This window comes from Cronobacter turicensis, from assembly GCF_041222865.1.
Taxonomy (GTDB): Bacteria; Pseudomonadota; Gammaproteobacteria; order Enterobacterales; family Enterobacteriaceae; genus Cronobacter; species Cronobacter turicensis.
Window position 1 is genome coordinate 1,396,015 of sequence record NZ_CP165997.1, and the last position, 25,476, is coordinate 1,421,490.

A 25,476-nucleotide genomic window follows, 5' to 3' on the forward strand; every position below is an offset into this window, starting at 1 on the left:
TACAGTGACCACCAGGCAGAATTCGTCTCTGGGTATTGTGTTTATTCTTGGCCTGCTGGCCATGCTGATGCCGCTCTCTATCGATATGTACCTGCCGGCGCTGCCGGTTATCGCCAGCGAGTTTGGCGTCGAGGCGGGCAGCGCCCAGATGACGCTCAGCACCTATATTCTGGGCTTCGCCATCGGCCAGCTTTTCTATGGCCCGATGGCCGACAGCCTGGGACGCAAGCCGGTGATCCTCGGCGGCACGCTGATTTTCGCGGCGGCCGCCATCGCCTGCGCGCTGGCGCAGACTATCGACCAGCTCATTTATATGCGTTTTCTGCATGGGCTCTCCGCCGCGGCGGCAAGCGTGGTGATCAACGCCCTGATGCGCGATATCTACCCGAAGGAGGAGTTCTCGCGCATGATGTCGTTCGTGATGCTGGTGACCACCATCGCGCCGCTGCTGGCGCCGATGGCGGGCGGGGCGGTGCTGGTCTGGTTTAACTGGCACGTTATCTTCTGGATCCTCGCGGTACTGGCGCTGCTGGCCTGCGCCATGATTTTCTTTCTCATCCGCGAAACGCTGCCGGTAGAGCGCCGCCAGAAATTTCACTTTCGCACCACCCTTGGTAACTTCGCCACGCTGTTTCGCCATAAGCGCGTCCTGAGCTATATGCTGGCGAGCGGCTTCAGCTTTGCCGGCATGTTCTCGTTTTTAAGCGCCGGGCCGTTTGTCTATATCGAACTGAACCATGTGTCGCCGCAGCATTTTGGCTATTACTTCGCGCTTAACATCGTGTTTCTGTTCGTGATGACCATCATCAACAGCCGCTTTGTGCGCCGCGTGGGCGCGCTGAAAATGTTCCGCGCCGGGCTGTTTATTCAGTTTGCGATGGCGGTGTGGCTGGTGATAAGCGCCCAGTTCGATATCGGCTTCTGGTCGCTAGTGCTGGGCGTGGCGGCGTTTGTGGGCTGCGTATCGCTGGTGGCATCCAATGCGATGGCGGTGATCCTGGACGAATTCCCGCACATGGCGGGCACGGCGTCGTCGCTGGCGGGCACGTTCCGCTTCGGGATTGGGGCGATTATGGGCGCGTTGCTCTCCATGGCGACGTTTAACTCCGCCTGGCCGATGCTGCTCTCTATCTTCTTCTGCGCCACCTGCTCGATTCTCTTTTATCTCTACGCCAGCCGTCCTCGCAGGCACGCAATCTAATCTTCTTGCGGGAGTTTCCCTCCCGCTCTTACCTCACGCTTTTACTCCCCTGGCGCGCGTCCGTAAGCCGTTTTCGTTTCCTGAATGTAAAAATATATCGTGTAAAAAGTCACAGCCTTGTATTAAAAAAGGTTGTGTCATCACGCGTAACGGGGTACATATAGCGCCAAAATGCGAGCCAACGCACAAAATAACCGCCTCGCTGATGAGGAAATAACCGGCGACCGCTTGCAATGAAACCGTTTTCTTTGTTGACGCGATCACTTTTTGTCAACATGTGTTAATCTTTATGTGAATGACTTGTAAAATTTATGTTTCCGGGGACACTATCTTGAATACGCTACAACTCTCTATCGTTCATCGCTTGCCGCAGAGCTATCGGTGGCGGGCGGGTTTCGCCGGTTCAAAAGTTGAACCGATTCCGCATCAGGGCCCCGACTGCGATAACTGCCTGGTCGGCCTGCGCCTGTTAAGCCCGGACGGTGAAAAAGCCTGGCCGGTGATGCATAAGCTCAGCCAGGCGCTGAGCGATATCTCGGTCGATTGTTCTGTGCTGGAGTGTGAAGGCGAGCCGTGCCTGTTCGTGAACCATCAGGATGAGTTCGCGGCCACCTGCCGCCTCAAGAATTTCGGCGTGGCGATTGCTGAGCCGTTTTCCGGCCAGAATCCTTTCTGAGCGTCAGCGCAGCGTTAACAGCTCGCGCGTATAAGCCTCACGCGGGGCGGCGAAGATAGTCTGACAGTCGCCCTGCTCAATGACCTCTCCCTGACGCAACACCACCACCTGATGACACAGCGAACGCACCACCTGAAGATCGTGACTGATAAACAGGTAAGCGAGCTGATAGTCCTGCTGTAGTTTTTTCAGCAGCGACAGGATCTGCGCCTGCACGGTGCGATCGAGCGACGATGTGGGTTCATCCAGGATCAACAGTTCTGGTTTGAGGATCAGCGCTCGCGCGATGGCGATGCGCTGACGCTGGCCGCCGGAAAATTCGCTCGGGTAGCGGTGACGCGTCTCAGGATCAAGCCCCACTTCACGCATGACTTCAATCACCTGCGCCTCGCGTTGCGCCGCGGTCAGCGTCGGCTGATGCACGCGCAGCCCTTCGGCGATAATGCTTTGCGCGTCAAGACGCGGGTTGAGCGATGAGTTCGGATCCTGGAACACGACCTGGATACGACGGCGCAGCGGCAGCAGCGCACGGCGGTTAAGCTGATGCAGCGGATGACCGTCGAAGTCAATCTCTCCTCTTGAGGCGATAAGCCGCAGCAGCGCGAGCCCTGACGTACTTTTGCCAGATCCCGATTCGCCCACCAGCCCCAGGCTTTCCCCCGCATGAAGCGTAAAGCTTAAGTTGTTTAGCGCGTGATGATAGCCCACGATGCGTCTGAACAGCCCGCGACGCTTCTCAAACGCCACGCTCAGCCCCTGCACCCTGAGCAGCGGCACGGCGGGCTCAGGAAGCGGCACCGGAGCGCCGTCCGGCTCGGCGTTAATCAGGCGACGGGTATAGTCATGCGCGGGCGCGGCGAACAGCGCCACCGCGCGGTTTTGCTCCACGCAGCGTCCGTTCTGCATGACCGCCACGTTATCCGCCAGCCGTTTGACGATATTCAGGTTATGGGTGATAAACAGCAGACCCATGTTGAGCTCGCGCTTAAGCTCCGCCAGCAGTTGCAGGATTTGCGCCTGCACCGTGACGTCCAGCGCGGTGGTCGGTTCATCGGCGATTAACAACGCCGGGCGGGTCAGTAGCGCCATGGCTATCATCACGCGCTGACGTTCGCCGCCGGAGAGCTGATGCGGGAAATCGTTCAGCCGCTGCGCCGCATTGCGGATGCCGACGCGCTCAAGGCAGCTGATTATCTCGACGCGCGCGGGCTCGCGGCGCATGCCGCGGTGCAGCGAGAGCACTTCATAGAGCTGTTTTTCCACGTTGTGCAGCGGGTTAAGGGAAACCATCGGCTCCTGGAAAATCATCGCTATCTGGTTGCCGCGCACCGCGCGCAGCTCGCGCTCGCTGGCGTTCAGCATGGACTTGCCCTGAAAGCGGATATCGCCTTGCGTATAGACGACGGGCGGCGACGGGAGCAGGCGCAGTACGGAAAGCGCCGTGACGCTCTTGCCGGAGCCCGACTCGCCCACCAGCGCCAGGGTTTCGCCCGGCTCGATGGTCAGCGACAGGGAATCCACCACCTGGCGCTCCACGCCCTGCTGGCGAAACGCGATGGAGAGATTGTCGATGGAAAGCAGAGGGTGCGCCATATCAGACCGCCTTACCAGGATCGAAGGCGTCGCGAACGGCTTCGCCGATAAAAATTAACAGCGACAGCAGGATCGCCACCGAGAAAAAGGCAGTGAGCCCAAGCCAGGGCGCCTCAAGATTATTTTTGCCCTGCAAGAGCAATTCGCCGAGTGACGGCGAGCCGAGCGGCAGCCCGAAGCCCAGGAAATCGAGCTCCGTCAGCACGGTAATTGAACTGCACAGAATAAACGGCAGAAACGTCAGCGTCGCCACCATCGCGTTCGGCAGCATATGACGCCAGATGATGGCGCGGTCACTGACGCCGAGCGCCTGGGCGGCGCGGATATAGTCAAAGTTGCGGGTACGCAGAAACTCAGCGCGCACTACGCCCACCAGCGCCATCCAGCCGAACAGGACGGTTATCAGAAGTAGCCACCAGAAACCCGGCTGCACCACGCTTGAGAGGATAATAATCAGAAACAGCGTCGGCATGCCTGACCAAATCTCGATAAAGCGCTGGCCAAAGAGATCGATTTTGCCGCCGTAGTAGCCCTGAATCGCGCCGACGGTAATGCCAAGGACGCTTGCACAGAAGGTGAGCATCAGTCCGAAAAGCAATGAAATGCGCGTGCCATACAGAACGCGCGCCAGCACATCGCCGCCGTTGGCGTCGGTGCCAAGCCAGTTTTGCGCCGACGGCGGAGCAGGGAAGGGGTGATCCGACGCAAAATTAATCGCGGTGCCGCTAAAACGCACCGGCGCCCAGAGCACCCAGCCTTTTTCCTCCAGCCGCTGTTGCAGCCACGGATCCTGATAATCGGCAGGCGTGGCGAGCGGGCCGCCAAAATCGCTTTCGCTGTAGTGATGGATAAGCGGGAAATACCAGCGGTCCTGGTAATGCACCGCCAGCGGTTTATCGTTGGCGATAAGCTCGGCGCAGAGGCTCAACGCAAAAATGACCGCGAAAATCCACAGCGACCAGTAGCCGCGCCGGTTATGGCGAAACCGCGCCCAGCGCGCCTGATTGACCGGATTCAGCCCTTTCATCCGCGCCTCTCGAAATCAATGCGTGGGTCGACAAGCGTATAGGTGATATCGCTCAGGATATTCAGCAGCAGGCCGACCAGGGTGAAAATATAGAGCGTGCCGAACATCACCGGGTAATCGCGCGACACGGTGGCTTCATAGCCCAGCAGTCCGAGACCATTCAGTGAGAAAATCACTTCAATCAGCACCGAACCGGTAAAAAACATGCTGATAAATGTCGCCGGGAAGCCCGCGATCACCAGCAGCATGGCGTTGCGAAAAACATGGCGCCAGAGGATCTGCTGTTCGCCCAGCCCTTTGGCGCGGGCCGTCACTACGTATTGTTTGCGGATCTCATCGAGAAACGCGTTGCGGGTGAGAATGGTGAGCGTCGCAAAGCCGCTAATGACCGTCGCCAGTACCGGTAGCGTAATGTGCCAGAGATAGTCGGTGATTTTCTGATACCACGGGAGCGTGTCGAAATTGGTCGAGACCAGCCCGCGCAGCGGGAAGAGATCGAACCAGGTGCCGCCCGCGAAAACGACAATCAGTAAAATCGCGAACAAGAAGGCGGGAACGGCGTACCCGGTGATAATCGCCACGCTGCTCCAGACGTCGAAGCGGCTGCCGCTGTTAACCGCCTTGCGGATGCCAAGCGGAATCGACACCAGATAGATAATCAGCGTGCTCCACAGACCGAGCGTGACTGATACCGGCAGACTGTTTTTAATCAAATCAATGACCGACGCGCTGCGAAACAGACTGTCGCCGAAATCGAAACGCGCGTAATCCCACAGCATTTTCAGGTAGCGCTCATGCAGCGGTTTGTCGAACCCGTAGCGGTGAGTGATTTCGGCGACCACTTCCGGGTCGAGCCCGCGAGATCCGCGGTAGTGGCTCTCGTTAACATTCATCACGCCGTTTTGCGGTCGAGCGCTTTGCATCCCGCCGCCCTGAACGCCAGGTACGCCGCCGCCGCTGCCAAACTGGATAGCCGCAAGCGCCTGATCCACCGGGCCGCCGGGCGCTATCTGGACAATAAAAAAGTTAATCGTGACGATGGCCCAGAGCGTCGGGATCAACAACAGCAAGCGACGAAGCAGATACGCGCCCATAACTCTCCTCAGCGCCGCGCTTCTGGCAGCGTGGCGGCTTTATTCACGTCATACCACCACGTATCAAAGCCAATGGTGTAGAGCGGGCTGGTGGCCGGGCGTGAGAATTTGTTCCACATCGCCACGCGATCCGCGGCGGCGTACCACATCGGGATCATGTAGTAGTTCCAGGTCAGCACGCGGTCGAGCGCACGGCCGAGCGGCAGCAGCTTCTGCTGGTTGCCCTGGCTGGCGATAATCTGCGCGATGAGTTTATCTACCGCCGGGTTCTGCACGCCGGGGGTATTCCACGAGGAGTCGATGTAGTCCGAGGCCCAGCTTATCTGTAAGCCGGTATCGGGCCAGGGCGCGGCGCGATAGAGCGTGGGCATCATGTCGAAATCGCGTTTGCGCAGTCGGTTGGTAAGCTGCGAATTATCGACCTGGCGGAGGGTCATGGTAATGCCCAGCCGCGCCAGGCTGTGCTGGAAAGGCAATACCCACTGGTTATTCCCTTGTGAGCCGAGCAGCAGCTCAAACGTGAAGGGCTTGCCCGTCTCGCGGTTCACCAGTTTGTTATTTTTAAGCTCCCAGCCCGCCTCTTTCAGGAGCGCCAGCGCTTTGATGAGATTTTCCCTGTCAAAGCCGTCGCCGCGCGACACCGGCGGCTCGTAGATACGGGTAAAGACTTCCGGCGGCACCTCTTTTTTTAGCGGCGCCAGCAGCGTGAGCTCATCGGCGTCCGGATAGTGGCGCGCGGCATAGTCGGTATTCAGGAAATAACTGTTCGGACGGCGCCAGGCGTTGTAAAACAACACCTTATTCATCCATTCGAAATCAAAAGCGAGCGAGATGGCCTCACGCACGCGGCGGTCGGCGAAGAAAGGCCGCTGAATGTTGAATGCCAGCCAGCGGGCATCCTGGGCGGTGGTTTTCTCGAACTCGTCTTTAACGATATAGCCACGGTCAAAATTGCTGCCGGTATAGCGCGTCGCCCAGTTTTTCGGGCTGGTTTCCGGGCGAAAATCATACGCGCCCGCTTTAAACGCCTCGAAAGCGACGTTGTCATCCAGATAATAATCGTAGCGAATGGTATCGAAATTCCAGCGGCCACGGTTAACGGGCAGGTTGGCCGCCCAGTAATCTTTCACGCGGGAATAAACAATGTACTGCCCCATGCGCCACTGGGTCGCGCGGTAGGGGCCGTTCGCCAGCGGCGGCGAGGAGAGCGGATCGCTAAGCTTATGGTCGCGCCAGAATTTTTCGGGCATCACCGGCAGAGTCAGCAGGCCCAGCATATTTTCTTTGCCGGGTTGGGCCAGCTCAATGCGCACGGTCAGCGGCGCGATGGCTTTGATCGTCGCGCCTTTATAATAGAGCCGGAACTGCGGCACGCCTTCGGTCATAAATTTATGGAAGGTGAACGCAACATCTTTAGCCGTAATGGGCGAGCCGTCGTGGTTGCGCGCCTGAGGGTTTATCGTCACTTCCGCCCAGGAAAAGTCGTCCGGGTAGCGGATCATTTCGGCAATCAGCGGGTAGTAGCTGCCCGGCTCGTCGTCGGAACTGGTAAACAGCGAGTCGTAGAGCGTTTCCGTACGCACGCCAGGATTGCCGCGTAGCGCGTAGCGGTTGAAGTTATCAAACGTGCCGATGGCCGCCAGCGTGATGCTGCCGCCTTTCGGCGCCGCCGGATTCACGTAATCGAAGTGGTTGAAGTTAACGACGTATTTCGGCTCCCCGAGCACCGCCAGGGAGTAACTTTCATGAATGGTCTGCGCATGACAAACCGCGCTGAACATCAAAAACAGCAAAACGAACGCGCGTGCAATCATTGAGGTGGTGTGTCCTTCTCCGGGGCCTGAGCGGGCGCGGTAACAGCATGGCAGCATAATAAGGGAGCCGCGCGGGATTGTGAAATAGCCCTGCGTTATGCGTCGGCTTCTTTCATGCTGGCAGGCAAATCAGCGGCGCGCACCGGACGGCTGAAATAATAGCCCTGCAAAAAGTTTACGCCGCGCACGGTCAGCCATTTCGCTTGCTCCTGTGTCTCCACGCCCTCGGCCACCGTCACCATATTCAGGCGTTTCGCCAGGCTGATGACGGCATCAAGCACCGGCGAGGTGATCGTTTCGGTGCCGATCGCATTTACAAATCCGCGATCGATCTTCAGATAATCAAGCGTGAAGCGCTCAAGATAAATCAGCGCGCTGTGACCGGTGCCAAAATCATCCACCGCAATTTCATGGCCTTGTTCATGCAGCCATGTAAAAAGATCCATCGCTTCTTCTTCGCGGATCATGTCGCGCTCGGTAATCTCAAACACCAGCTGGAAGTAATCCGGCGGCAGCGAGGCGTGCAGTTTCTGGATATCGGCTTTGAATTGCTCGGAATGAAGGTGACCGGGCGCAATATTAATGCCGAGCTTGGCGCCGGGCGGCAGCGACTGTTGCAGGCGCGGCACATCCTGCGCAATCAATTTAAACAAATGATGAGTTAGCGGGACGATAAGCCCCTGCGCCTCGGCGAAGCTGATAAAAGCGTCTGGCGGGATCATGCCGGCACTCGGGTGCTCCCAGCGCATGAGCGCTTCCACGCCGCGGATCTGGCGCGTAGCGGCGTCCACCACCGGCTGATAGACCACAAAAAACTGGTTGCGTTTGATGGCGCTGAGGATCTCGCGCCCGGATCGCGCGCGCAGCGCCAGCAGAATTACCGTCAGCGCACCGCCCAGGACCCCGATTAATAGACCCAGCAGCAGCGCAAGATGGCGGTCTTCAGCGGGCATGGTGTCGCCATACAGGTAGAGTTTGAGCGGATAACCCTGCACGCTCTCGCTTCGCAGCGGCTCGGCGGGCAGTTCGTCCGGCGTCATTACTTTCCCGGAAAAGGTGGTCAGCGCCCGATCTTTCGCCACCAGCGCCAGACCGTTGAGATCGTTCTGCCGCGCGGTATAAATCAGATAGGGCGTGAGATTGACGTTAAGCGTGGTGACAATGCCACGACCTTCCATCAGCGGATTGCCGAACCACATCACGATGGAGGGTTTATCGGGCATCATCGGCGTGCCCGGAATAATACTGATATCCACCGTTTTGCGGGTATCGATATCCGGCACAAGGTCGCGAAGCGGCAGATGAAGCTTGCCGGTGGCGGAGGAGCAATAGGCGACGCCGTCTCTTATCAATAAAAAGGCGCGCACGTTGACGTTAAATGCCGCGCGTGAGGTGAGTTCGGCCGATACGGCGCCGCATTCGGCGAGCGTCAGCGGTTGCAGCGCGTCGGCGGAGGCTTTCAGCTGCGCAAAATATGTATTGAGATAATGATGGATATCCCGCGCCAGCATGTCGTACTGGTTTTCCCGCTGCTGGTGCAGCCAGCCGCGGGCGGCGAGCGTAATCATCAACGTCAGGGCCAGCCCGGTCGCTATACCGACCAGAATAATTTTACGGGGCGTGGAGAGCGTTGATGCAAAAGGCGGACTGGATAACATCCTTTTTAGTTCCTGTGCGAGCAACTAGCGTGAAACCAGCTTAACAGACAATCCCGCGTAAGGTGAGGGGAAAGGGCGAGGCGGGCATCCAGAATCGTAGACAAAAAAAACGCTGCATCAGCAGCGTTTTTTATCGTTCAGCGAGGACGATCAAGGGAAATCGTCATACCGGAATTAACTACGGCTCAGTACGCGGCGCGCTTCGTTATAGCGCTTCTTCCAGTATGGTTCGTCCATATTGGAAATCATGACGCCACTACGTGTTGACGCATGTACGAACTGATTATTACCGATGTAAATGCCTACATGACGGCCGGTAGAGCCGGCGCGGAACAGCACCAGATCGCCGGAGCGCAACCGGGTACGATCGACCGGTTTGCCCATTTCCTGCTGCTCATACGTTGAGCGCGGCAGTTCTAAACCAAACTGTTCGCGGAAGGTACGCTGCACAAAACCAGAACAATCGATGCCCGTTTTGTTGCTGCCGCCGAGGCGATAGCGCACGCCTTTCCAGTCAGCGTATTGATCCATAATGCGGGATTTAACATCCAGCGTACGAACCATCTGTTCAAATTCATCCTGAGAGGCTTGCAGTAACAGCCCGTCGTTTTCACCTACTGCATGCGTCTCAGAATGCATGTTTTTTGCGGTATTGGTAGAGCTACATGCTGAAAGCAAAACTGCCACAGCGACTGCGGGGATAGCCCGCATGATATATCTCAGGATTGGTTGAGATTTGACCATTATGTATGTTTTCCCTTGAAGTCCTTAACGATAAAAATCGTTATAAAAAAAGCTAAACGTGCCGAGACTAATGAGCTCTGGGGGGTAAGACAATTCCTGGTGAGCTAATTTGTGTGTCAGTCCACACTTTTTATTTGCATTACCAATAAATGCCCTTAAACCGCAAAACGCTCCCGAGATTACCTTAACAAACCCCATATGGCGAGTGGTTTTAGTTATTTTTTTATAAGAAATTGTAATGCCCGGTATAGCATTTGCAGAGAAAGGAAAAGGGGGCGCGATTTGCCGCAAAAATAGACAACGTATTCATTTTTATGACGAATCTGTGAAATTCTGGCGAAAAGCGTCAGGAGGGGGGTGCATATAAAATAAACAGGGACCCTTAACGATCCCTGTTGGTGATACAATTAATTTATTAATTAATTGTTATGAATTTGTTGTTTTTTGACCGGGCAGATGATTATTAAGCCAGGTAATTATTTTATCGCTAAGCGGCGTCAATAAAATCCACGGAAGACCAATAAAAATGATTGACAAAGAGCCAACGGCGATATCTGTAAACCAGTGCGCGCCAATCATCATGCGCGGCAGCGCGAAAACGCAGAATATCAACAGGCCAAGCGCGAAAGCTTTACCGCCGAAATAGCGCCACATAAATCCCGCAAATATAAGCAGCATCATGCCATGGTCGCCCGGAAAACTGTCGGTCGAGGCGTCTTTGGTGGAAATCCCCACGACCTTACCCACCCGCAGGCTGTCTTCAAACGTCAGAGTTGGGCTCGGACGCGACACCGGCAACAGGTGGCCAAGCTGATTGAGTACAACCGCTGATAGCAGCATCACGACGCCCATAATAATGATGTGGCGGCGGCCCGACGGCGTAGCCTGACGCCAGTACCAGAGCAGCAGCAGACCCATCGCCAGCAGCGAGCAGCCGTCAAACGCGCGATTGTTAGTAATCGCCAGAAACCATAAAAAGGTATGGCTGGTCGCAGCCAGGTGATTAAAAAAGTGGAAAATCCCGGCATCGAGGGTAAACCAGAAACCGGTCTGCGCCGGCGGATACCAGGAAAGAAAAAGGACGGCGCCTGCGAGATTAAGCAGCAGGATCGCGGGGAAACGGGTATTGGTCATGGCAGTCTGAATATTCACAAAAGGGTAACGTTAAAGCGGTGTGTCTAAACGAAGCTTCAACAAGGCGGACTGAAGTGCGTTCCAGTCGGTTTCCGCAGCGGTAATCAGCTCAATCCGGCTGTCCGGCGGCGGAGCGCTCTGGGTTTCGATACGCAGATCCTGTCCCTGGCGGTTAATACGCACCAGCCCTTCGGGAATACGCAGTACGCCTTTTACACGCTCAGCCGGGGCGAGCCGCGCCCATTCCAGGATGCCGATAGTATCGAATACCGTGTCGGCATCAAAAATCCAGCCGCAAGCGTGATGCCCCTGTCCGCTATTAAGACGGCGACGCCAGCGCTGACTGCCCGGCAGGCTCAGCGCGGCAAGGCCGCTGCGCGGTGCGTGCGAATGGGCGTGATGCGCGCTGGCGGGCAGTTCGCGCAGGTTCAGACGGGGTTTATCGAGCAGCGCCGGGTCGATTTCGCCCTGGATAGCGAACACCAGTTCCCGGTCGGCGGCGTGTTCGTCGCGCCAGGCGTTCAGCGCCGCGAGGCTGGCCGCGTCGCTGCGATCTTGTTTATTGGCGACAATGATATCCGCCGCGGCCAGCTGGTCGCGGAAATTCTCATTGGCGGTATATTTTTCATCCAGCAGCTGACGCGAGTCGAGCAGGCACAGCGTGGCGCGCAGGTCGATATAAGGTTCGTAAATCTCGGACGTCAGCATATCCAGGATCTGCTTCGGATGACCAAGCCCCGTCGGCTCAATCAGCAGACGATCGGGTTTTCCCTGGCGCAGCAGGGTATTAAGCCCGACCTGCATCGGCAGGCCATTGACGCAGCACATGCAGCCGCCGGGGATCTCTTTTAACAGCGCGCCGCTGTCGGCCATCAGCGCGCCGTCGATGCCCACCTCGCCAAATTCATTGACCAGGACGGCCCATTTTTCCGCCGGATCTTTATGCGCCAGCAGATGACGGATCGTGGTGGTTTTGCCGCTGCCAAGAAAGCCGGTAATGAGATTGGTACGGGTCACATGCGCTCCTGATAAATATCTGACGGGAATAAATCATCAGGCGTCATTCTGGATAAAAATAGCGGGCATGAGAAGAGGCAACGCGGACGGGCAGGGGCTGCGTCCGCGTTAAAAGCATTCAGGGTTAAAAATCAGCGACGCGCGAGCCGCGCAACCGCCTCTTTCGCGCCCAGGCGGCACAGCGACTGCCAGGCGGCGTTCAGCGTATGGATGAACAGCGGATGCTGCGGCAGATCTTCGCCGAACACCTCTTTGAGCGTCAGCAGCGCGCCGACGCGTTCGTCTTCACTGCTTGATTGCACTAACGCCGCGATTTTTTCCGCGAGCGGATCGCGCACGTCGATGGACGCTCCGTTGTCATCCACGCCGCTCACGTAGCGCATCCAGCCCGCCACGCCCAGCGCCAGCAGCGACCACTCGCCGCCGTGCTGCAAATGCCAGCGTACCGAATCCAGCATACGCTGCGGCAGTTTCTGGGTACCATCCATGGCAATCTGCCAGGTGCGATGCTTCAGCGACGGATTGGCGAAACGCGTAATCAGGCTGTCGGCATAGCCGTTAAGATCCACGCCGGTGATACGCAGCGTCGGCGCCTGTTCGCGCAGCATCAGCTGTCGCGCCGCGTCGCGAAAATGCGCGTCGTTCATACAGTCGCTGATATGCGCATAGCCGGCGAGATAACCGAGATATGCGAGAAAAGAGTGGCTGCCGTTCAGCATTCTTAGCTTCATCTGCTCCCATGGCAGCACGTCATCCACCATCTGTACGCCCGCATCTTCCCAGGCAGGGCGGCCCGCGACGAAATTATCTTCAATCACCCATTGAATAAATGGCTCGCAGCTGATCGCGCACGGATCGGCTACACCGGTCGCGTCGGCAATTTCCTGTAGTGATTCCGGCGTCGCTGCCGGCACGATACGGTCGACCATGGTGCCGGGAAAGGTCACGTTATCCGCGATCCATTGCGCCAGCGACGGGTCGCGCTTGTGCGCCATGCCGAGCACCGCTTCGCGCACCACATGGCCGTTATCAGGAATGTTATCGCAGGAGAGCACGGTAAACGGGGCGTGCCCACGCGCACGGCGGCGGTGCAGCGCCTCCACAAGCAGGCCGGGCGCGGAGTGCGGCTGGTGCGGGTTTTCAAGATCGTGCGCGATACGGCTGTTTTGCGTATCGAGATGGCCGGTCGCGGGATCGATGCAGTAGCCTTTTTCCGTAATGGTTAACGAGACGATAGCAACCTGCGGCTCGCAGAATTTTTCAATAATCGCGTCCATCCCGTCGAGTTTCGCATTGAGGCATTCATTCACTGCGCCAATAATAATAGCCTGATTACCGTCAGCGCCTTTTTCCAGCACCGTATAGAGATGATCCTGGGCGCGCAGCGCGCTCATCAGTTCATCGCCGCTGAACAGGCTTATCTCGCAAATGCCCCAGTCGCCGCCGTTCAGGTTAAGCACTCTGTCGGTCAGCAGCGCCTGATGCGCGCGGTGAAACGCGCCGAAGCCGAAATGCACGATGCGGGTTTGCAGGGCGCGGCGGTCGTAAGTCGGGCGTTGAACCGACGCGGGCAGCGTGGCAGAAGCGATATTATTCATTTCTCACATATCCTGATAACCATTATTTAACAAAACCAGTGTAAAGTTATATGACAGCAAATTGAATTGGTGTGCCGTAAATATCCGGGGATTGTGAGCTGGATCAATAGCGGCTCGCGTGCGGTTTGACGGTTTCGGCCAAACATGTATGGTAGTCATCATAGTGTTCCGCAATATTGGTATAACAACTTTTTAAGGAGAGGGCGATGGAACAAACCTGGCGTTGGTACGGGCCGAACGATCCCGTATCGCTGGATGACATCAGACAGGCCGGGGCGACCGGCATCGTCACCGCATTGCACCACATTCCTAACGGCGAGATCTGGCCGGTCGAGGAGATCAAAAAACGTCAGGCGGAGCTTGCGCAGAAAGGGCTGACCTGGTCAGTCGTCGAAAGTATTCCGGTGCATGAAGATATCAAAACCCACTCCGGTCAGTATGATCGCTATATCGAAAGCTACCAGCAGAGCATTCGCAATCTGGCGGTCTGCGGCATCGATACCGTCTGCTATAACTTCATGCCCATCCTTGACTGGACGCGTACCGATCTGGAATACACGCTGCCGGACGGCTCAAAAGCGCTGCGTTTCGATCACATCGCCTTCGCGGCGTTTGAACTGCACATCTTAAAACGCGACGGCGCGCGGGATAATTATTCTGAGGATGAGCAGCGCCAGGCGCAGGACTATTTCAGGGCGATGAGCGAAGCGCAGATTGAGACGCTGACGCGTAACATCATCGCCGGTCTGCCGGGTGCCGAAGAGGGGTATACGCTCGATCAGTTCCGCGCCCGTCTGAGCGAGTATGACCATATCGATAAAGCCGCGCTGCGCGATAACATGGCGTATTTCCTGAAAGCGATTGTCCCGGTGGCGGAAGAAGCGGGCGTGCGTCTGGCGGTCCACCCGGACGATCCGCCGCGTCCGATCCTCGGCCTGCCGCGTATTGTCTCCACCATTGAAGATATGCAGTGGCTGAAAGAGACCGTCGACAGCATTCATAACGGTTTCACTATGTGCACCGGCTCTTACGGCGTGCGGGCGGATAACGATCTGGTGCGGATGGTAGAAACCTTTGCCGATCGCATTCACTTCACGCATCTGCGCGCCACCTGCCGCGAGGCGAACCCGAAAACGTTCCACGAGGCGGCGCATCTGTATGGCGACGTCGATATGGTAGCAGTGGTGAAAGCGATCCTGACCGAAGAGCAGCGCCGTAAAAAGGCCGGCGATCTCCGCCCGATCCCGTTCCGTCCGGATCACGGCCACCAGATGCTTGACGATCTGCGCAAGAAAACCAACCCTGGCTATTCGGCGATTGGCCGCCTGAAAGGGCTTGCGGAAGTGCGCGGCGTGGAGCTGGCGCTGAAAAAAGTGCTGTTCCCGGATTTGCTGTAATCGTCAGTACCGCCATAAAAAAAGCCCCGCACTGGCGGGGCTTTTTACGTTTACAGGGCGGCGATTATTCGGCGCGGCCCATGTAGCGGCGCTCTGCGATATGCACGCGGATTTTCTCACCGGCGCTCAGGTACTCCGGCACCTGAATCACGACGCCCGAAGAGAGGGTTGCTGGTTTGGAGCGGGCGCTGGCGGAGGCGCCTTTGATGCCCGGCGAGGTTTCCACGATTTCCAGATCCACCGTCTGCGGCAGTTCAAGCGCCAGCAGCTGACCGTCCCAGGTCAACACCTGCATATCCGGCATACCGCCTTCCGGCATAAACAGCAGCTCTTCTTCAATCTGATCTTTCGTGAAGGTGTATGGCGTATAGTCTTCTTTATCCATAAAGACATACTCGTTGCCGTCGACGTAAGAGAAATCGACAAAACGACGGGTCAGCGTAATGGTGTCAAGGATATCGTCGCCTTTAAAACGCTCTTCCACTTTCTGCCCGGTACGGACATCGGAAAAACGCATTTTGTACAGCGTAGCCGCGCCGCGCGCGCTCGGTGACTGAATATCGATATCTTTCACAATCAGCAGTTTGCCGTTGTAATTCAGCACCATACCTTTTTTAATTTCATTCGCTCTTGGCATCGACGTGTCCTGTTAAGCTGGAATATGCAAAATATCGCGACAAGTTACTCGCGAGACACGCGCCAGGCAAGCGGAATTACGCACATTGCGAGGCAGGCCGAAAAAGCGGCGCGCGGCGAATTTTTAAGCCACAGGGCTGTACCGGGCGAGGCAAAAAGCTACAATGCCCGGCTTTCACGCGAACCGCGCCATGCTGAGCCGCAAGCTATCAAACTATCGGGCTGGAAAAGAAGGGCGAGGCGGCAGACTACCGGCTGCTGCCTGAAATATCACTGACCGACGCCTGAGCGTCGTCACGGAGAATGTATGGAATGTCGCCCCGACTGCGGCGCCTGCTGCACTGCAGCGTCGATCTCAAGCCCGATCCCCGGCATGCCCGACGGCAAACCGGCGAACACGCCCTGCGTCCAGCTTGACGAACGCCTGCGCTGTAAGCTCTTTGGTTCGCCGCTGCGCCCGAAAGTGTGCGGCGGCCTTCAGCCTTCGAAAGAGATGTGCGGCGAGAGCCGCCACGACGCGTTGACCTTTCTTATTCATCTTGAGGCGTTGACCGCGCCTTAAACATCTTTAATGCGCCACAAACACCAGACCGCGCCTGCGGTCATCGCCAGCGCCACGTAAAACACCGAGTGGTAGTTGAGAAGCTCCGCAATCACGCCCGCAAGCGATCCGGCGATGATCCAGCCCACGCGCGTGGTATTGGTGTAAAGCGTGGTCGCCGCGCCCGCCTGGCCTGGCATCAAATCCTGAAAATAGAGCATGCCGATACCCGCCAGAATACCGATATAAATGGCGTTCAGCAGTTGTAGCGCCAGCAGCAGCGCCGGGCTGTGCAGCGTCAGCATCCCGAGATAGAACAGCACGCCCGCCGCTACCGCCACCCGCATCAGAAAGCGTTTGCCAAATCGACGGGCATAATAGCCTGCAATCAGCATCACCGGGATCTCAAGACCGGCTGCTGCGCCCATCATCACGCCCGCCAGTTTTTCCGGCAGGCGCAGTTCGTTAATCAGATACAGCGGCATATTAATGATGTAAAGGCTGTTGGTGCCCCACATCAGCGTGCATACCGAAAACAGCAGCAGCGCGTCGCGCCGGTTGCGGCGCGGCGCTTCCAGGGGCGCGGCGGTGGCGAGCGGCTCTTTGCGCATCGACGGTAAAAAGCACCAGACCATCAGCGCGCAGAGCACAAACGCCGCCGCCGCGCTGACATACATCACCTGAAAGCCAAAACCCATCGCCAGCGCATACGCCAGCGGCGGCCCTACCACCCAGGCGAGCGACACCTGCGCGCGCAGCACCGAGCTGAACATCACCGCCTCGCGCCCGGTGCGATCGGCATGCTCGCGCGCCAGCGCGAACATCTGCGGGTTGGCGGTCGAGCCAAAACTGCTCAGGAATACGCCGACAAACAGCAAAATAAAATAGTTGCGGTTCCAGGCGAACAGCAGGCACGCCAGCGCGCCCAGCAGGCAGCAGACGAAAATCAGGGATTTGCGATCGCCTTTGCGATCCGAGCGCCCGGCCAGAAACTGACTGACGAAAATACCGATGATCGCGCTGCCGGTAAAAAAGAAGCCGACCATCGCCGGGCGGGCGTGGACTTCTTCCGTCAGAAACAGGCTCAGCGTCGGGGTTTGCAGCGCGCCCGCGATACCGGTGAGAAAGGCGACAATCAGAAACGAGGCTGACGTGAAATCGAGGGGCCGTTGCGGCGCTGTGAGGGAGTCGTTTTGCATAACCTGGGCAGTGTCAGTAAAGAAGGGGCGGAGTTTACGCCCCTTGTCATTATTTGAACAGATACCCGACGCCGTGACGCCACGAAAAATCAAAATAGCATTTCAGAATGATTCTGCCGCTTTGCTGAAGCGAGCTGAACGTTGCCCCAAAAGTGCTGAAGTGCGCCCTCGCTGCGTTTAACTAAAGGATGAAATGTGCGGGATCTCTAATATTCAACACGTGAATAACGGCTTTTCTTGCGCGCAGCGAGCAGAAAATGCAGACTTTCTTGAAACGTTTCAGCGTTGTCTCGTTTTGCTCATTTGGCGGGGCAGCGCTCTTTTTCTCACAACGGCTGAAACGATTCGGGTTCAGCAAGCGAGGAGACCATGTTCCAGTTATCTGTTCAGGATATCCATCCCGGCGCCCACGCCGGTGATAAAGAAGCGGCGATTCGTCAGGTAGCTGACGCGCTGGTGAAAGCGGGCAACGTCAGCGCCGGTTATGTTGACGGCATGCTGGCCCGCGAAAAGCAAACTTCCACCTTCTTAGGCAATGGCATCGCCATTCCGCACGGCACCACTGACACGCGCGATCAGGTGCTGAAGACCGGCGTGCAGGTGTTTCAGTTCCCGCAGGGCGTCGCCTGGGGCGACGATCAGGTTGCCTATGTCGCCATTGGTATCGCCGCCAGCTCCGATGAACACTTAGGTCTGCTGCGTCAGCTCACCCATGTGCTGAGCGACGACGCGATTGCTGAACAGCTGAAAACCGCAACCACCGCCGAAGAGCTGCGCGCTCTGCTGATGGGCGAGAAGCAAAGCGCGGGCATGAAACTGGATAACGACACCATCACGCTTGACGTCGCGGCCACAAGCCTTGTGACGTTGCAGGCGCTGAACGCCGGTCGCCTCAGCGAAGCGGGCGCGGTGGATGCTGAATTCGTGAGCCACGTGATTAACGCCAAACCGCTGAACCTCGGCCAGGGCGTCTGGCTTGCTGACAGCGCGCAGGGCAACCTGGCAAGCGCGGTCGCGGTAAGCCGTCCGGCGCAGCCGTTCACCCAGGATGGCGAAAGCGTCGGCCTGCTGCTGACCGTAGCAGTCGCTGACGATCAGCCGCTGCAGGTGCTGGGCCGCGTCAGCGAACTGCTGATCGCGAAAAAAGCTGACCGTCTGCTGAACGCCGACGCCGCCACGCTGCTGACGCTGCTGACCAGTGACGACGCGCCGGGCGAAGACGTGCTGAGCGCGGAGTTCACCGTTCGTAACGAGCACGGTCTGCACGCGCGTCCGGGCACTGTGCTGGTGAACACCATCAAACAGTTCAACAGCGATGTCACCGTCACCAACCTCGACGGCACCGGTAAACCGGCTAACGGCCGCAGCCTGATGAAAGTCGTGGCGCTGGGCGTTAAGAAAGGCCATCGCCTGCGCTTTACCGCGCAGGGCGAGGATGCGCAGGCGGCGCTGGACGCCATCGGCGAAGCGATCAACGCGGGTCTTGGGGAGGGCGCAGCATGAGCAGACGTGTCGCCACTATTACTCTCAACCCGGCATATGACCTGGTAGGTTACTGCGCAGAGATTGAGCGCGGCGAAGTTAACCTCGTGCGGACCACCGGTCTGCATGCTGCGGGTAAAGGCATTAACGTCGCTAAAGTGCTCAAAGATTTAGGCATCGACGTCACCGTGGGCGGTTTTCTGGGTAAAGATAACCAGGACGGCTTTCAGCAGCTGTTCAGCGAACTTGGCATCGCCAACCGTTTCCAGGTGGTCCAGGGCCGTACCCGCATTAACGTCAAACTGACGGAAAAAGACGGCGAAGTGACTGACCTGAACTTCTCCGGTTTTGAAGTGACGCCTGCCGACTGGGAGCGTTTCGTTAATGACTCCTTAACCTGGCTTGGCCAGTTCGACATGGTGTGCGTCAGCGGCAGCCTGCCGTCGGGCGTTTCTCCGGAAGCGTTCACCGACTGGATGACCCGCCTGCGCAGCCAGTGTCCGTGCATTATCTTCGACAGCAGCCGCGAGGCGCTGGTCGCGGGGCTGAAAGCCGCGCCGTGGCTGGTGAAACCGAACCGCCGCGAGCTGGAGATCTGGGCCGGCCGCAAACTGCCGGAACTGAAAGATGTTATCGAGGCGGCTCACGCGCTTCGCGAACAGGGTATCGCCCATGTGGTGATCTCTCTGGGCGCGGAAGGCGCGCTGTGGGTGAACGCGTCGGGTGAATGGATCGCCAAACCGCCGTCCTGCGAAGTCGTCAGTACGGTCGGGGCAGGGGATTCCATGGTCGGCGGCCTGATTTACGGGTTGCTGATGCGTGAATCCAGTGAGCATACCCTACGTCTTGCAACGGCGGTGGCGGCGCTGGCGGTCAGCCAGAGCAACGTCGGCATCACCGACAGGACACAGTTGGCCGCAATGATGGCGCGTGTCGACTTAAAACCCTTCCACTAACAGCAGGAGAGGCATAATGAAAACGCTGCTGATTATCGAGCCCGGGTATGGACAGGCCCGCGCTTATATGGCGAAAACGCTGCTTGGCGCCGCCGCGCAAAAAGCACAGCTGGAATTAACCGATAACCCGAACGATGCGGAGCTGGCGATTGTTATCGGCAGTGCCGTACCGACGGACGCATCCCTGAACGGCAAAAAGGTTTACCTCGGCGATATTAATCGTGCCGTGGCGCACCCGGAGCTGTTCTTAAGCGAAGCGAAATCTCACGCGAAGGCTTATACCGCGCCTGCCGCCGCTCCTGCGGCAAGCGTAAACGCCAGCGGCCCGAAACGCATCGTGGCGGTCACGGCCTGCCCGACCGGCGTGGCGCACACCTTTATGGCAGCGGAAGCAATTGAAACCGAAGCCAAAAAACGCGGCTGGTGGGTGAAAGTGGAAACGCGCGGCTCTGTCGGCGCGGGTAATGCGATTACGCCGGAAGAAGTGGCGCAGGCGGATCTGGTCATTGTGGCGGCGGATATCGAAGTGGATCTGGCGAAGTTTGCCGGTAAGCCGATGTATCGCACCTCGACTGGTCTGGCGCTGAAGAAAACCGCGCAGGAGTTCGACAAAGCGGTAGCGGAAGCGAAACCGTACCAGCCTGCAGGCGCAGGCGCTGCGGCGACGGATAAAAAAGAGCAGGGCGGCGCGGGTCCGTACCGTCATCTGCTGACCGGCGTGTCCTATATGCTGCCGATGGTGGTAGCGGGCGGTCTGCTGATTGCGCTCTCGTTTGTGTTCGGTATCGAAGCGTTTAAACAGGAAGGGACGCTGGCGGCTGCGCTGATGAAAATCGGCGGCGGCTCTGCATTCGCCCTGATGGTGCCGGTACTGGCAGGTTATATCGCGTTCTCTATCGCCGACCGTCCGGGCCTCACGCCGGGTCTTATCGGCGGTATGCTTGCGGTCAGCACCGGTTCTGGCTTTATCGGCGGTATCATCGCGGGTTTCCTGGCCGGTTACGTGGCGAAAGCCATCAGCGGTAAAGTAAAACTGCCGCAGAGCATGGAAGCGCTGAAGCCGATCCTGATTATTCCGCTGTTTTCCAGCCTGATTGTGGGTCTGGCGATGATTTACGTGATCGGTACGCCGGTTGCCAAAATCCTGGCGGGCCTGACCGCGTGGCTGCAGAGCATGGGTACGGCGAACGCCGTCCTGCTGGGTGCCATCCTCGGCGCGATGATGTGTACCGATATGGGCGGTCCGGTGAACAAAGCGGCGTATGCCTTTGGCGTGGGGCTGCTGAGTTCTCAGGTGTATGCGCCGATGGCGGCGATTATGGCGGCCGGTATGGTTCCGCCGCTGGCGATGGGTATCGCCACCCTGGTGGCGCGTCGTAAATTCGACAAAGGCCAGCAGGAAGGGGGCAAAGCGGCGCTGGTGCTGGGCCTGTGCTTTATCTCCGAAGGCGCTATCCCGTTCGCGGCGCGTGATCCGATGCGTGTGATCCCGTGCTGTATCGCGGGCGGCGCGCTGACCGGCGCTATCTCCATGGCGATTGGCGCGAAACTGATGGCGCCGCACGGCGGTCTGTTCGTCCTGCTGATCCCGGGCGCCATTACCCCGGTGCTGGGCTACCTGCTCGCCATCGTGGCAGGTTCGCTGCTGGCGGGTCTGGTTTACGCCTTCCTGAAGCGTCCTGAAAGCGAAATGGCGGCGAAAGCGGCCTGATGCTGATAACTCCCTGCTCCGGCAGGGAGTTTTTTTATCCCTTCTGTCACTCTCCGTTACACGCCTTTTTTGCCCTCTGCGCCGTTTACGTCAACACTTAAGTCTTTGTATCGCTTAAAGGAGGACGCTGTGCTGCGCTCAATCGCCACGCTATGTGTCGCCGGAACCCTGCCGGAAAAGCTGCGCGCCATCGCGCAGGCCGGTTTCGACGGCGTCGAAATATTCGAACCCGATTTCACGGAATGGGGCGAAAGCCCGGCGCGGCTGGCTGCGCTGTGTCGGGAGTTGGGCTTAACCATTTTTCTCTGGCAGCCGCTGCGTAACGGCGAAGGCGTACCGCCGCAAACGTGGCCGCAAACCCGCGAGCGCGCGTACCGCACGTTTGAGACGATGCGCGAAACGGGCTGTCGCTGTCTGCTGGCCTGCAGCAATCTGGAGGCGAACAGCAGCGCCGATCCGGCGCGGCAGACGGAAGATTTAGCGCGCCTCGCGGAGATCGCGGCGGAGTTTGACGCGCGGGTGGGGTACGAGGCGCTCGCCTGGGGCCGCCATGTGAACCGCTATACGCAGGCCTGGGAGCGGGTGAGCGCCGTGGATCATTCGTCGCTCGGCCTGGTGTTAGACAGCTTTCACGTGCTGGCGCGCGGGGATACGCTGGCGCTTGACGCCATCCCGCCGGAAAAAATCTTCTTTACGCAATTCGCCGACGCGCCGCGCAAGAATTTACCGCTTGAGGCGTGGAGCCGCCATTTTCGCGCTTATCCGGGCGAAGGCAGCCTGCCGGTCGTCGATTTCGCACGCACATTAATGAACAGCGGATATCAGGGGCCGTGGTCGCTGGAAGTGTTCAGCGATGCGTGGCAGCAGGTGGGCGCCGAAGAGAGCGCCCGCGCCGGGTTAGCCTCGCTAAACTGGCTTGCGGCGCAGCTTGAAGCGCCGCGCCCCGAGGGAGAGGCGTAATTACGCCTGCGCGCCGTCAGTTTGCTGGGCCTTCAGCCAGGCTATCTCTTCATTCCAGATATCCGGATTAATGGTTTCCAGAATCAGCGGAATGTTGTCGAAATGCGGCTGCTGCATGATCCAGCGAAAGGGCGTAAAGCCGATATTGCCTTCGCCCAAGCTGTGGTGTCGGTCGACCCGGCTGGCGAAGGTGCTTTTGGCGTCATTCAGGTGCATTCCGCGCAGATACTGGAAACCGACGATGCGGTCAAATTCGGCGAAAGTTTTCTCGCAATCTTCTTCGGTACGCAGATCGTAACCCGCTGCGAAGGCGTGGCAGGTATCAATGCAGACGCCGACACGGGATTTATCTTCCACCTGGTCGATAATCGCCGCCAGATGCTCAAAACGAAAACCGAGATTGCTGCCCTGGCCTGCGGTGTTTTCAATTACCGCCGTGACGCCTGTGGTTTTATCGAGCGCGATATTCACCGACTCGGCGATGCGCGACAGACACGCCTCTTCGCTTAACTGCTGAAGGTGGCTGCCGGGGTGAAAGTTCAGCAGCGTCAGCCCGAGCTGCGCGCAGCGCTCCAGCTCGTCGATAAACGCCGCGCGGGATTTCTCCAGCGCTTCCGGCTCCGGGTGCCCTAAGTTAATCAGAAAGCTGTCGTGCGGCAGGATCTGACCGGGGCCGTAACCATGCTGGCGGCAGGCGGCTTTGAACTCGTCGATGACGGCAGGCGTCAGCGCTGCCGCGCGCCACTGGCGCTGGTTTTTGGTAAACAGCGCAAAGGCTGTCGCGCCAATCTCCGCCGCGCGGGCCGGGGCGTTCGCCACCCCGCCCGATGCGCTGACGTGCGCGCCTATAAACTTCATCGTTTTCTCCTGTCATACCCGCAAAAGGGGGAACGTTTTATCATAGCGGACAGATCAGGGAAAGGCGTGCCGGTTTATGCCACTAGATGCGTGACCGCGAGATTAATCGCGCCGCCGCCCACAATCAGCCAGGCGAAAAGCACCAGCGCCATCAGCAGCGGCCGCACACCGGCGTTTTTCAGCGCGCTGACATGGGTCGTCAGACCAAGCGCCGCCATCGCCATTGCCAGCAAAATGGTGTCGAGCGTCACCAGCGTATTTACCACGCCTTGCGGCAGCAGATGGAGCGAGTTAAACGCCGCCACCACGATAAACAGCAGGGCGAACCACGGAATAGTAATTTTGCCTGCTTTCTCGCCGCCGCGCGGCGCGAGCTGTTTTACCCGGCCTGCCAGCAGCAGGAGGAACGGAGCCAGCATCATGACGCGCAGCATTTTGGCGATCACCGCCGCGTTTTCCGTCTCCGGGCTGACCGCATGGCCTGCCGCGACAACCTGCGCCACTTCATGCACCGTCGAGCCGATATAGACGCCGAAGGTCTGTTCGCTAAACCACGGCGAAAGCCACGGCCACAGCAGCGGGTACACAAAAATCGCCAGCGTACCGAAAATCACCACCGTCGCCACGGCCACGGTGACTTTGCTCGCCTGCGCTTTTACGACCGGCTCGGTCGCCAGCACCGCCGCGGCGCCGCAGATGCTGCTGCCCGCGCCAATCAGCCAGCTGGTTTCGCGGTCAAGCTTAAAGACTTTCTGCCCGAGCCAGCAGGCGAGGGTAAACGTACTGCCGAGCGTGAGGATATCCACCAGAATGCCGCTGGCGCCCACATCGGCTATCTGCCAGAAGGTGAGACGAAAACCGTAGAGAATAATGCCAAGGCGCAGCAGATGCTGTTTGGCGAACAGCACGCCGCCGTCGCAGTGGGTGTGGATTTTCGGGTACAGCGTGTTGCCGATGATCATCCCGCCGAGAATGGCGACGGTCAGCGCGCTGAAGCCCGCATTCCCGACGGCGGGAATAGCGCCGACCCAAAGGGCGGCGGCAGTCAACAGCCCGGTCAGCGCCAGGCCCGGCAAAAAATGCGTAACCCCATGATGGCGGTCAGAAAAAGTCAGTGTGGTCATAGCGTCCTCCTGTTATGGAATAAGCTTATGCCGTTCTGGTATAAAATTAAAATTGATTATATATTTATAATTAATCTCAATAAGTGGTAAGCACCGTTGCGTTCGCACGAGGTCATCATGCACATCACCTTACGCCAGCTGGAAGTGTTCGCCGAAGTGCTGAAAAGCGGCTCGACGACCCAGGCTTCACAGATGTTGTCCCTCTCTCAGTCTGCCGTCAGCGCGGCGCTCACCGATCTGGAAGGCCAGCTCGGGGTGCAACTGTTCGACCGCGTCGGCAAGCGGCTGGTCGTGAATGAACATGGGCGGCTGTTATATCCGCGCACCGTGGCGTTGCTGGAGCAGGCGGGCGAAATCGAACGGCTGTTTCGTAATGACAACGGCGCTATCCGCGTTTACGCCAGCAGCACCATCGGCAACTATATTCTGCCGGAGATCATCGCCCGCTACCGTCGCGACTTCCCGGATCTGCCGCTTGAGATGAGCGTCGGCAACAGCCTCGACGTGGTGCAGGCGGTGTGCGATTTCCGCGTGGATATCGGGCTTATCGAAGGGCCGTGCCATATGGCGGAGATTGTGGCGCAGCCGTGGCTTGAGGATGAGCTGGTGGTGTTCGCTTCACCTGCGAGTCCTTTGCTGGAAGGCGAGGTCACGCTGGAGCGGCTCGCCGCCATGCCGTGGATTTTGCGCGAGAAAGGCTCCGGTACGCGCGAAATTGTCGATTATCTGCTGCTGTCGCATTTGCCGCAGTTTCGTCTCAGCATGGAGCTTGGCAACTCAGAAGCCATTAAACATGCGGTGCGCCACGGGCTTGGCGTCAGTTGCCTGTCGCGTCGGGTGATTGCCGAACAGCTGGAAACCGGCTCGCTGGTGGAAGTAAAACTGCCGCTGCCGCCGCTGATACGTCGGCTTTATCGCATTCACCACCGTCAGAAACATCTCTCCAGCGCGCTGGCGCGTTTTCTGCGCTATTGCGAACTTTGATTTCGCGGAGCGCGTCACACGGCGCGCTCATCATCAGTTTTTTTCCCTTCCGCCGCCCCGATTCGCTGCTTT

At 58.3% G+C, this 25,476-nt stretch carries 22 protein-coding genes; 9 read left to right on the plus strand and 13 right to left on the minus strand.

Annotated features, from left to right (window positions below; all coding sequences use genetic code 11):
• Window positions 1-4: 4 nt before the first annotated feature.
• Together AB8W27_RS06705 and AB8W27_RS06710 are read left to right on the plus strand one after the other, a co-directional pair.
• Window positions 5-1,201 carry a Bcr/CflA family multidrug efflux MFS transporter gene (locus AB8W27_RS06705; RefSeq protein WP_015741875.1) on the plus strand — a complete coding sequence of 399 codons (1,197 nt, stop codon included), beginning with the start codon at window positions 5-7 and terminating at the stop codon, window positions 1,199-1,201.
• A 331-nt stretch (window positions 1,202-1,532) separates the two neighbouring features.
• The gene (locus tag AB8W27_RS06710) at window positions 1,533-1,877 is read left to right on the plus strand and encodes a YejG family protein (protein ID WP_007699763.1); all 345 of its coding nucleotides are present in this window, start codon (window positions 1,533-1,535) and stop codon (window positions 1,875-1,877) included.
• A 3-nt stretch (window positions 1,878-1,880) separates the two neighbouring features.
• Here the strand turns inward: AB8W27_RS06710 and yejF are convergent, their stop codons facing one another.
• The 9 genes from yejF to AB8W27_RS06755 all read right to left on the minus strand — a co-directional run bounded on the left by yejF (window position 1,881) and on the right by AB8W27_RS06755 (window position 13,556).
• On the minus strand, window positions 1,881-3,470 hold the full coding sequence (gene yejF, locus AB8W27_RS06715; protein WP_041923750.1) for a microcin C ABC transporter ATP-binding protein YejF: 1,590 nt from the start codon (window positions 3,468-3,470) through the stop codon (window positions 1,881-1,883).
• 1 nt (window position 3,471) lies between these two features.
• Complete coding sequence (locus tag AB8W27_RS06720; RefSeq protein WP_015741872.1) at window positions 3,472-4,497, minus strand: ABC transporter permease; 1,026 nt, start codon at window positions 4,495-4,497, stop codon at window positions 3,472-3,474.
• Window positions 4,494-5,591, minus strand: a complete 1,098-nt coding sequence (locus tag AB8W27_RS06725; RefSeq protein ID WP_015741871.1) for a microcin C ABC transporter permease YejB — start codon at window positions 5,589-5,591, stop codon at window positions 4,494-4,496. The genes AB8W27_RS06720 and AB8W27_RS06725 overlap by 4 nt, the downstream gene beginning before the upstream one ends.
• Before the next feature lie 8 nt (window positions 5,592-5,599).
• Complete coding sequence (locus tag AB8W27_RS06730) at window positions 5,600-7,405, minus strand: extracellular solute-binding protein (RefSeq protein ID WP_041923749.1); 1,806 nt, start codon at window positions 7,403-7,405, stop codon at window positions 5,600-5,602.
• Window positions 7,406-7,500: 95 nt separating this feature from the next.
• The gene (locus AB8W27_RS06735) at window positions 7,501-9,063 is read right to left on the minus strand and encodes a cyclic di-GMP phosphodiesterase (protein WP_015741869.1); all 1,563 of its coding nucleotides are present in this window, start codon (window positions 9,061-9,063) and stop codon (window positions 7,501-7,503) included.
• Between the two features lie 174 nt (window positions 9,064-9,237).
• Entirely contained in the window at window positions 9,238-9,807 is a 570-nt protein-coding gene (mepS, locus tag AB8W27_RS06740) for a bifunctional murein DD-endopeptidase/murein LD-carboxypeptidase (protein ID WP_032806623.1), read from the minus strand.
• A gap of 426 nt (window positions 9,808-10,233) precedes the next feature.
• Window positions 10,234-10,941 carry a phosphatase PAP2 family protein gene (locus AB8W27_RS06745; protein ID WP_041923748.1) on the minus strand — a complete coding sequence of 236 codons (708 nt, stop codon included), beginning with the start codon at window positions 10,939-10,941 and terminating at the stop codon, window positions 10,234-10,236.
• Between the two features lie 30 nt (window positions 10,942-10,971).
• Entirely contained in the window at window positions 10,972-11,958 is a 987-nt protein-coding gene (locus AB8W27_RS06750; protein ID WP_041923747.1) for a GTP-binding protein, read from the minus strand.
• A 131-nt stretch (window positions 11,959-12,089) separates the two neighbouring features.
• Window positions 12,090-13,556: a mannitol dehydrogenase family protein gene (locus tag AB8W27_RS06755; RefSeq protein ID WP_015741865.1), complete on the minus strand. Its 1,467-nt coding sequence runs from the start codon at window positions 13,554-13,556 to the stop codon at window positions 12,090-12,092.
• Between the two features lie 206 nt (window positions 13,557-13,762).
• On the opposite strand from AB8W27_RS06755, the gene uxuA reads away from it, so the two are divergent.
• A complete protein-coding gene (gene uxuA / locus AB8W27_RS06760) occupies window positions 13,763-14,953 on the plus strand; it encodes a mannonate dehydratase (protein ID WP_015741864.1) in 1,191 nt (396 codons plus the stop codon).
• Between the two features lie 64 nt (window positions 14,954-15,017).
• Here uxuA and yeiP read toward each other — a convergent pair whose 3' ends face one another.
• Entirely contained in the window at window positions 15,018-15,590 is a 573-nt protein-coding gene (gene yeiP / locus AB8W27_RS06765; protein WP_015741863.1) for an elongation factor P-like protein YeiP, read from the minus strand.
• Window positions 15,591-15,896: 306 nt separating this feature from the next.
• Here yeiP and AB8W27_RS06770 point away from each other — a divergent pair, with 306 nt between their 5' ends.
• Window positions 15,897-16,151: a YkgJ family cysteine cluster protein gene (locus tag AB8W27_RS06770; RefSeq protein ID WP_015741862.1), complete on the plus strand. Its 255-nt coding sequence runs from the start codon at window positions 15,897-15,899 to the stop codon at window positions 16,149-16,151.
• Here the strand turns inward: AB8W27_RS06770 and setB are convergent.
• A complete protein-coding gene (gene setB, locus AB8W27_RS06775) occupies window positions 16,148-17,329 on the minus strand; it encodes a sugar efflux transporter SetB (protein WP_015741861.1) in 1,182 nt (393 codons plus the stop codon). The genes AB8W27_RS06770 and setB overlap by 4 nt on opposite strands.
• A 369-nt stretch (window positions 17,330-17,698) precedes the next feature.
• Between setB and fruB the strand changes: the two genes are divergently transcribed.
• The 4 genes from fruB (at window position 17,699) to AB8W27_RS06795 (ending at window position 22,438) form a co-directional block, all read left to right on the plus strand.
• Window positions 17,699-18,832 (plus strand): fused PTS fructose transporter subunit IIA/HPr protein, encoded by a 1,134-nt coding sequence (gene fruB / locus AB8W27_RS06780; RefSeq protein WP_007762598.1) that lies wholly within the window; start codon window positions 17,699-17,701, stop codon window positions 18,830-18,832.
• A complete protein-coding gene (gene fruK, locus AB8W27_RS06785) occupies window positions 18,829-19,767 on the plus strand; it encodes a 1-phosphofructokinase (RefSeq protein ID WP_007750403.1) in 939 nt (312 codons plus the stop codon). Before fruB ends, fruK begins: the two co-directional genes overlap by 4 nt.
• A 16-nt stretch (window positions 19,768-19,783) precedes the next feature.
• Window positions 19,784-21,478 (plus strand): PTS fructose transporter subunit IIBC, encoded by a 1,695-nt coding sequence (gene fruA, locus AB8W27_RS06790; protein ID WP_015741860.1) that lies wholly within the window; start codon window positions 19,784-19,786, stop codon window positions 21,476-21,478.
• Window positions 21,479-21,607: 129 nt separating this feature from the next.
• Window positions 21,608-22,438 (plus strand): sugar phosphate isomerase/epimerase, encoded by an 831-nt coding sequence (locus tag AB8W27_RS06795; protein ID WP_041923746.1) that lies wholly within the window; start codon window positions 21,608-21,610, stop codon window positions 22,436-22,438.
• On the opposite strand, the gene nfo is transcribed toward AB8W27_RS06795, so the two are convergent.
• Both nfo and AB8W27_RS06805 read right to left on the minus strand, forming a co-directional pair.
• Window positions 22,439-23,296 carry a deoxyribonuclease IV gene (nfo, locus tag AB8W27_RS06800; RefSeq protein ID WP_015741858.1) on the minus strand — a complete coding sequence of 286 codons (858 nt, stop codon included), beginning with the start codon at window positions 23,294-23,296 and terminating at the stop codon, window positions 22,439-22,441.
• 74 nt (window positions 23,297-23,370) lie between these two features.
• Window positions 23,371-24,420: a YeiH family putative sulfate export transporter gene (locus AB8W27_RS06805; RefSeq protein WP_015741857.1), complete on the minus strand. Its 1,050-nt coding sequence runs from the start codon at window positions 24,418-24,420 to the stop codon at window positions 23,371-23,373.
• A gap of 117 nt (window positions 24,421-24,537) precedes the next feature.
• Between AB8W27_RS06805 and yieE the strand changes: the two genes are divergently transcribed.
• Window positions 24,538-25,404: a DNA-binding transcriptional regulator YeiE gene (gene yieE, locus AB8W27_RS06810; RefSeq protein WP_041923745.1), complete on the plus strand. Its 867-nt coding sequence runs from the start codon at window positions 24,538-24,540 to the stop codon at window positions 25,402-25,404.
• Window positions 25,405-25,476: the final 72 nt, after the last annotated feature.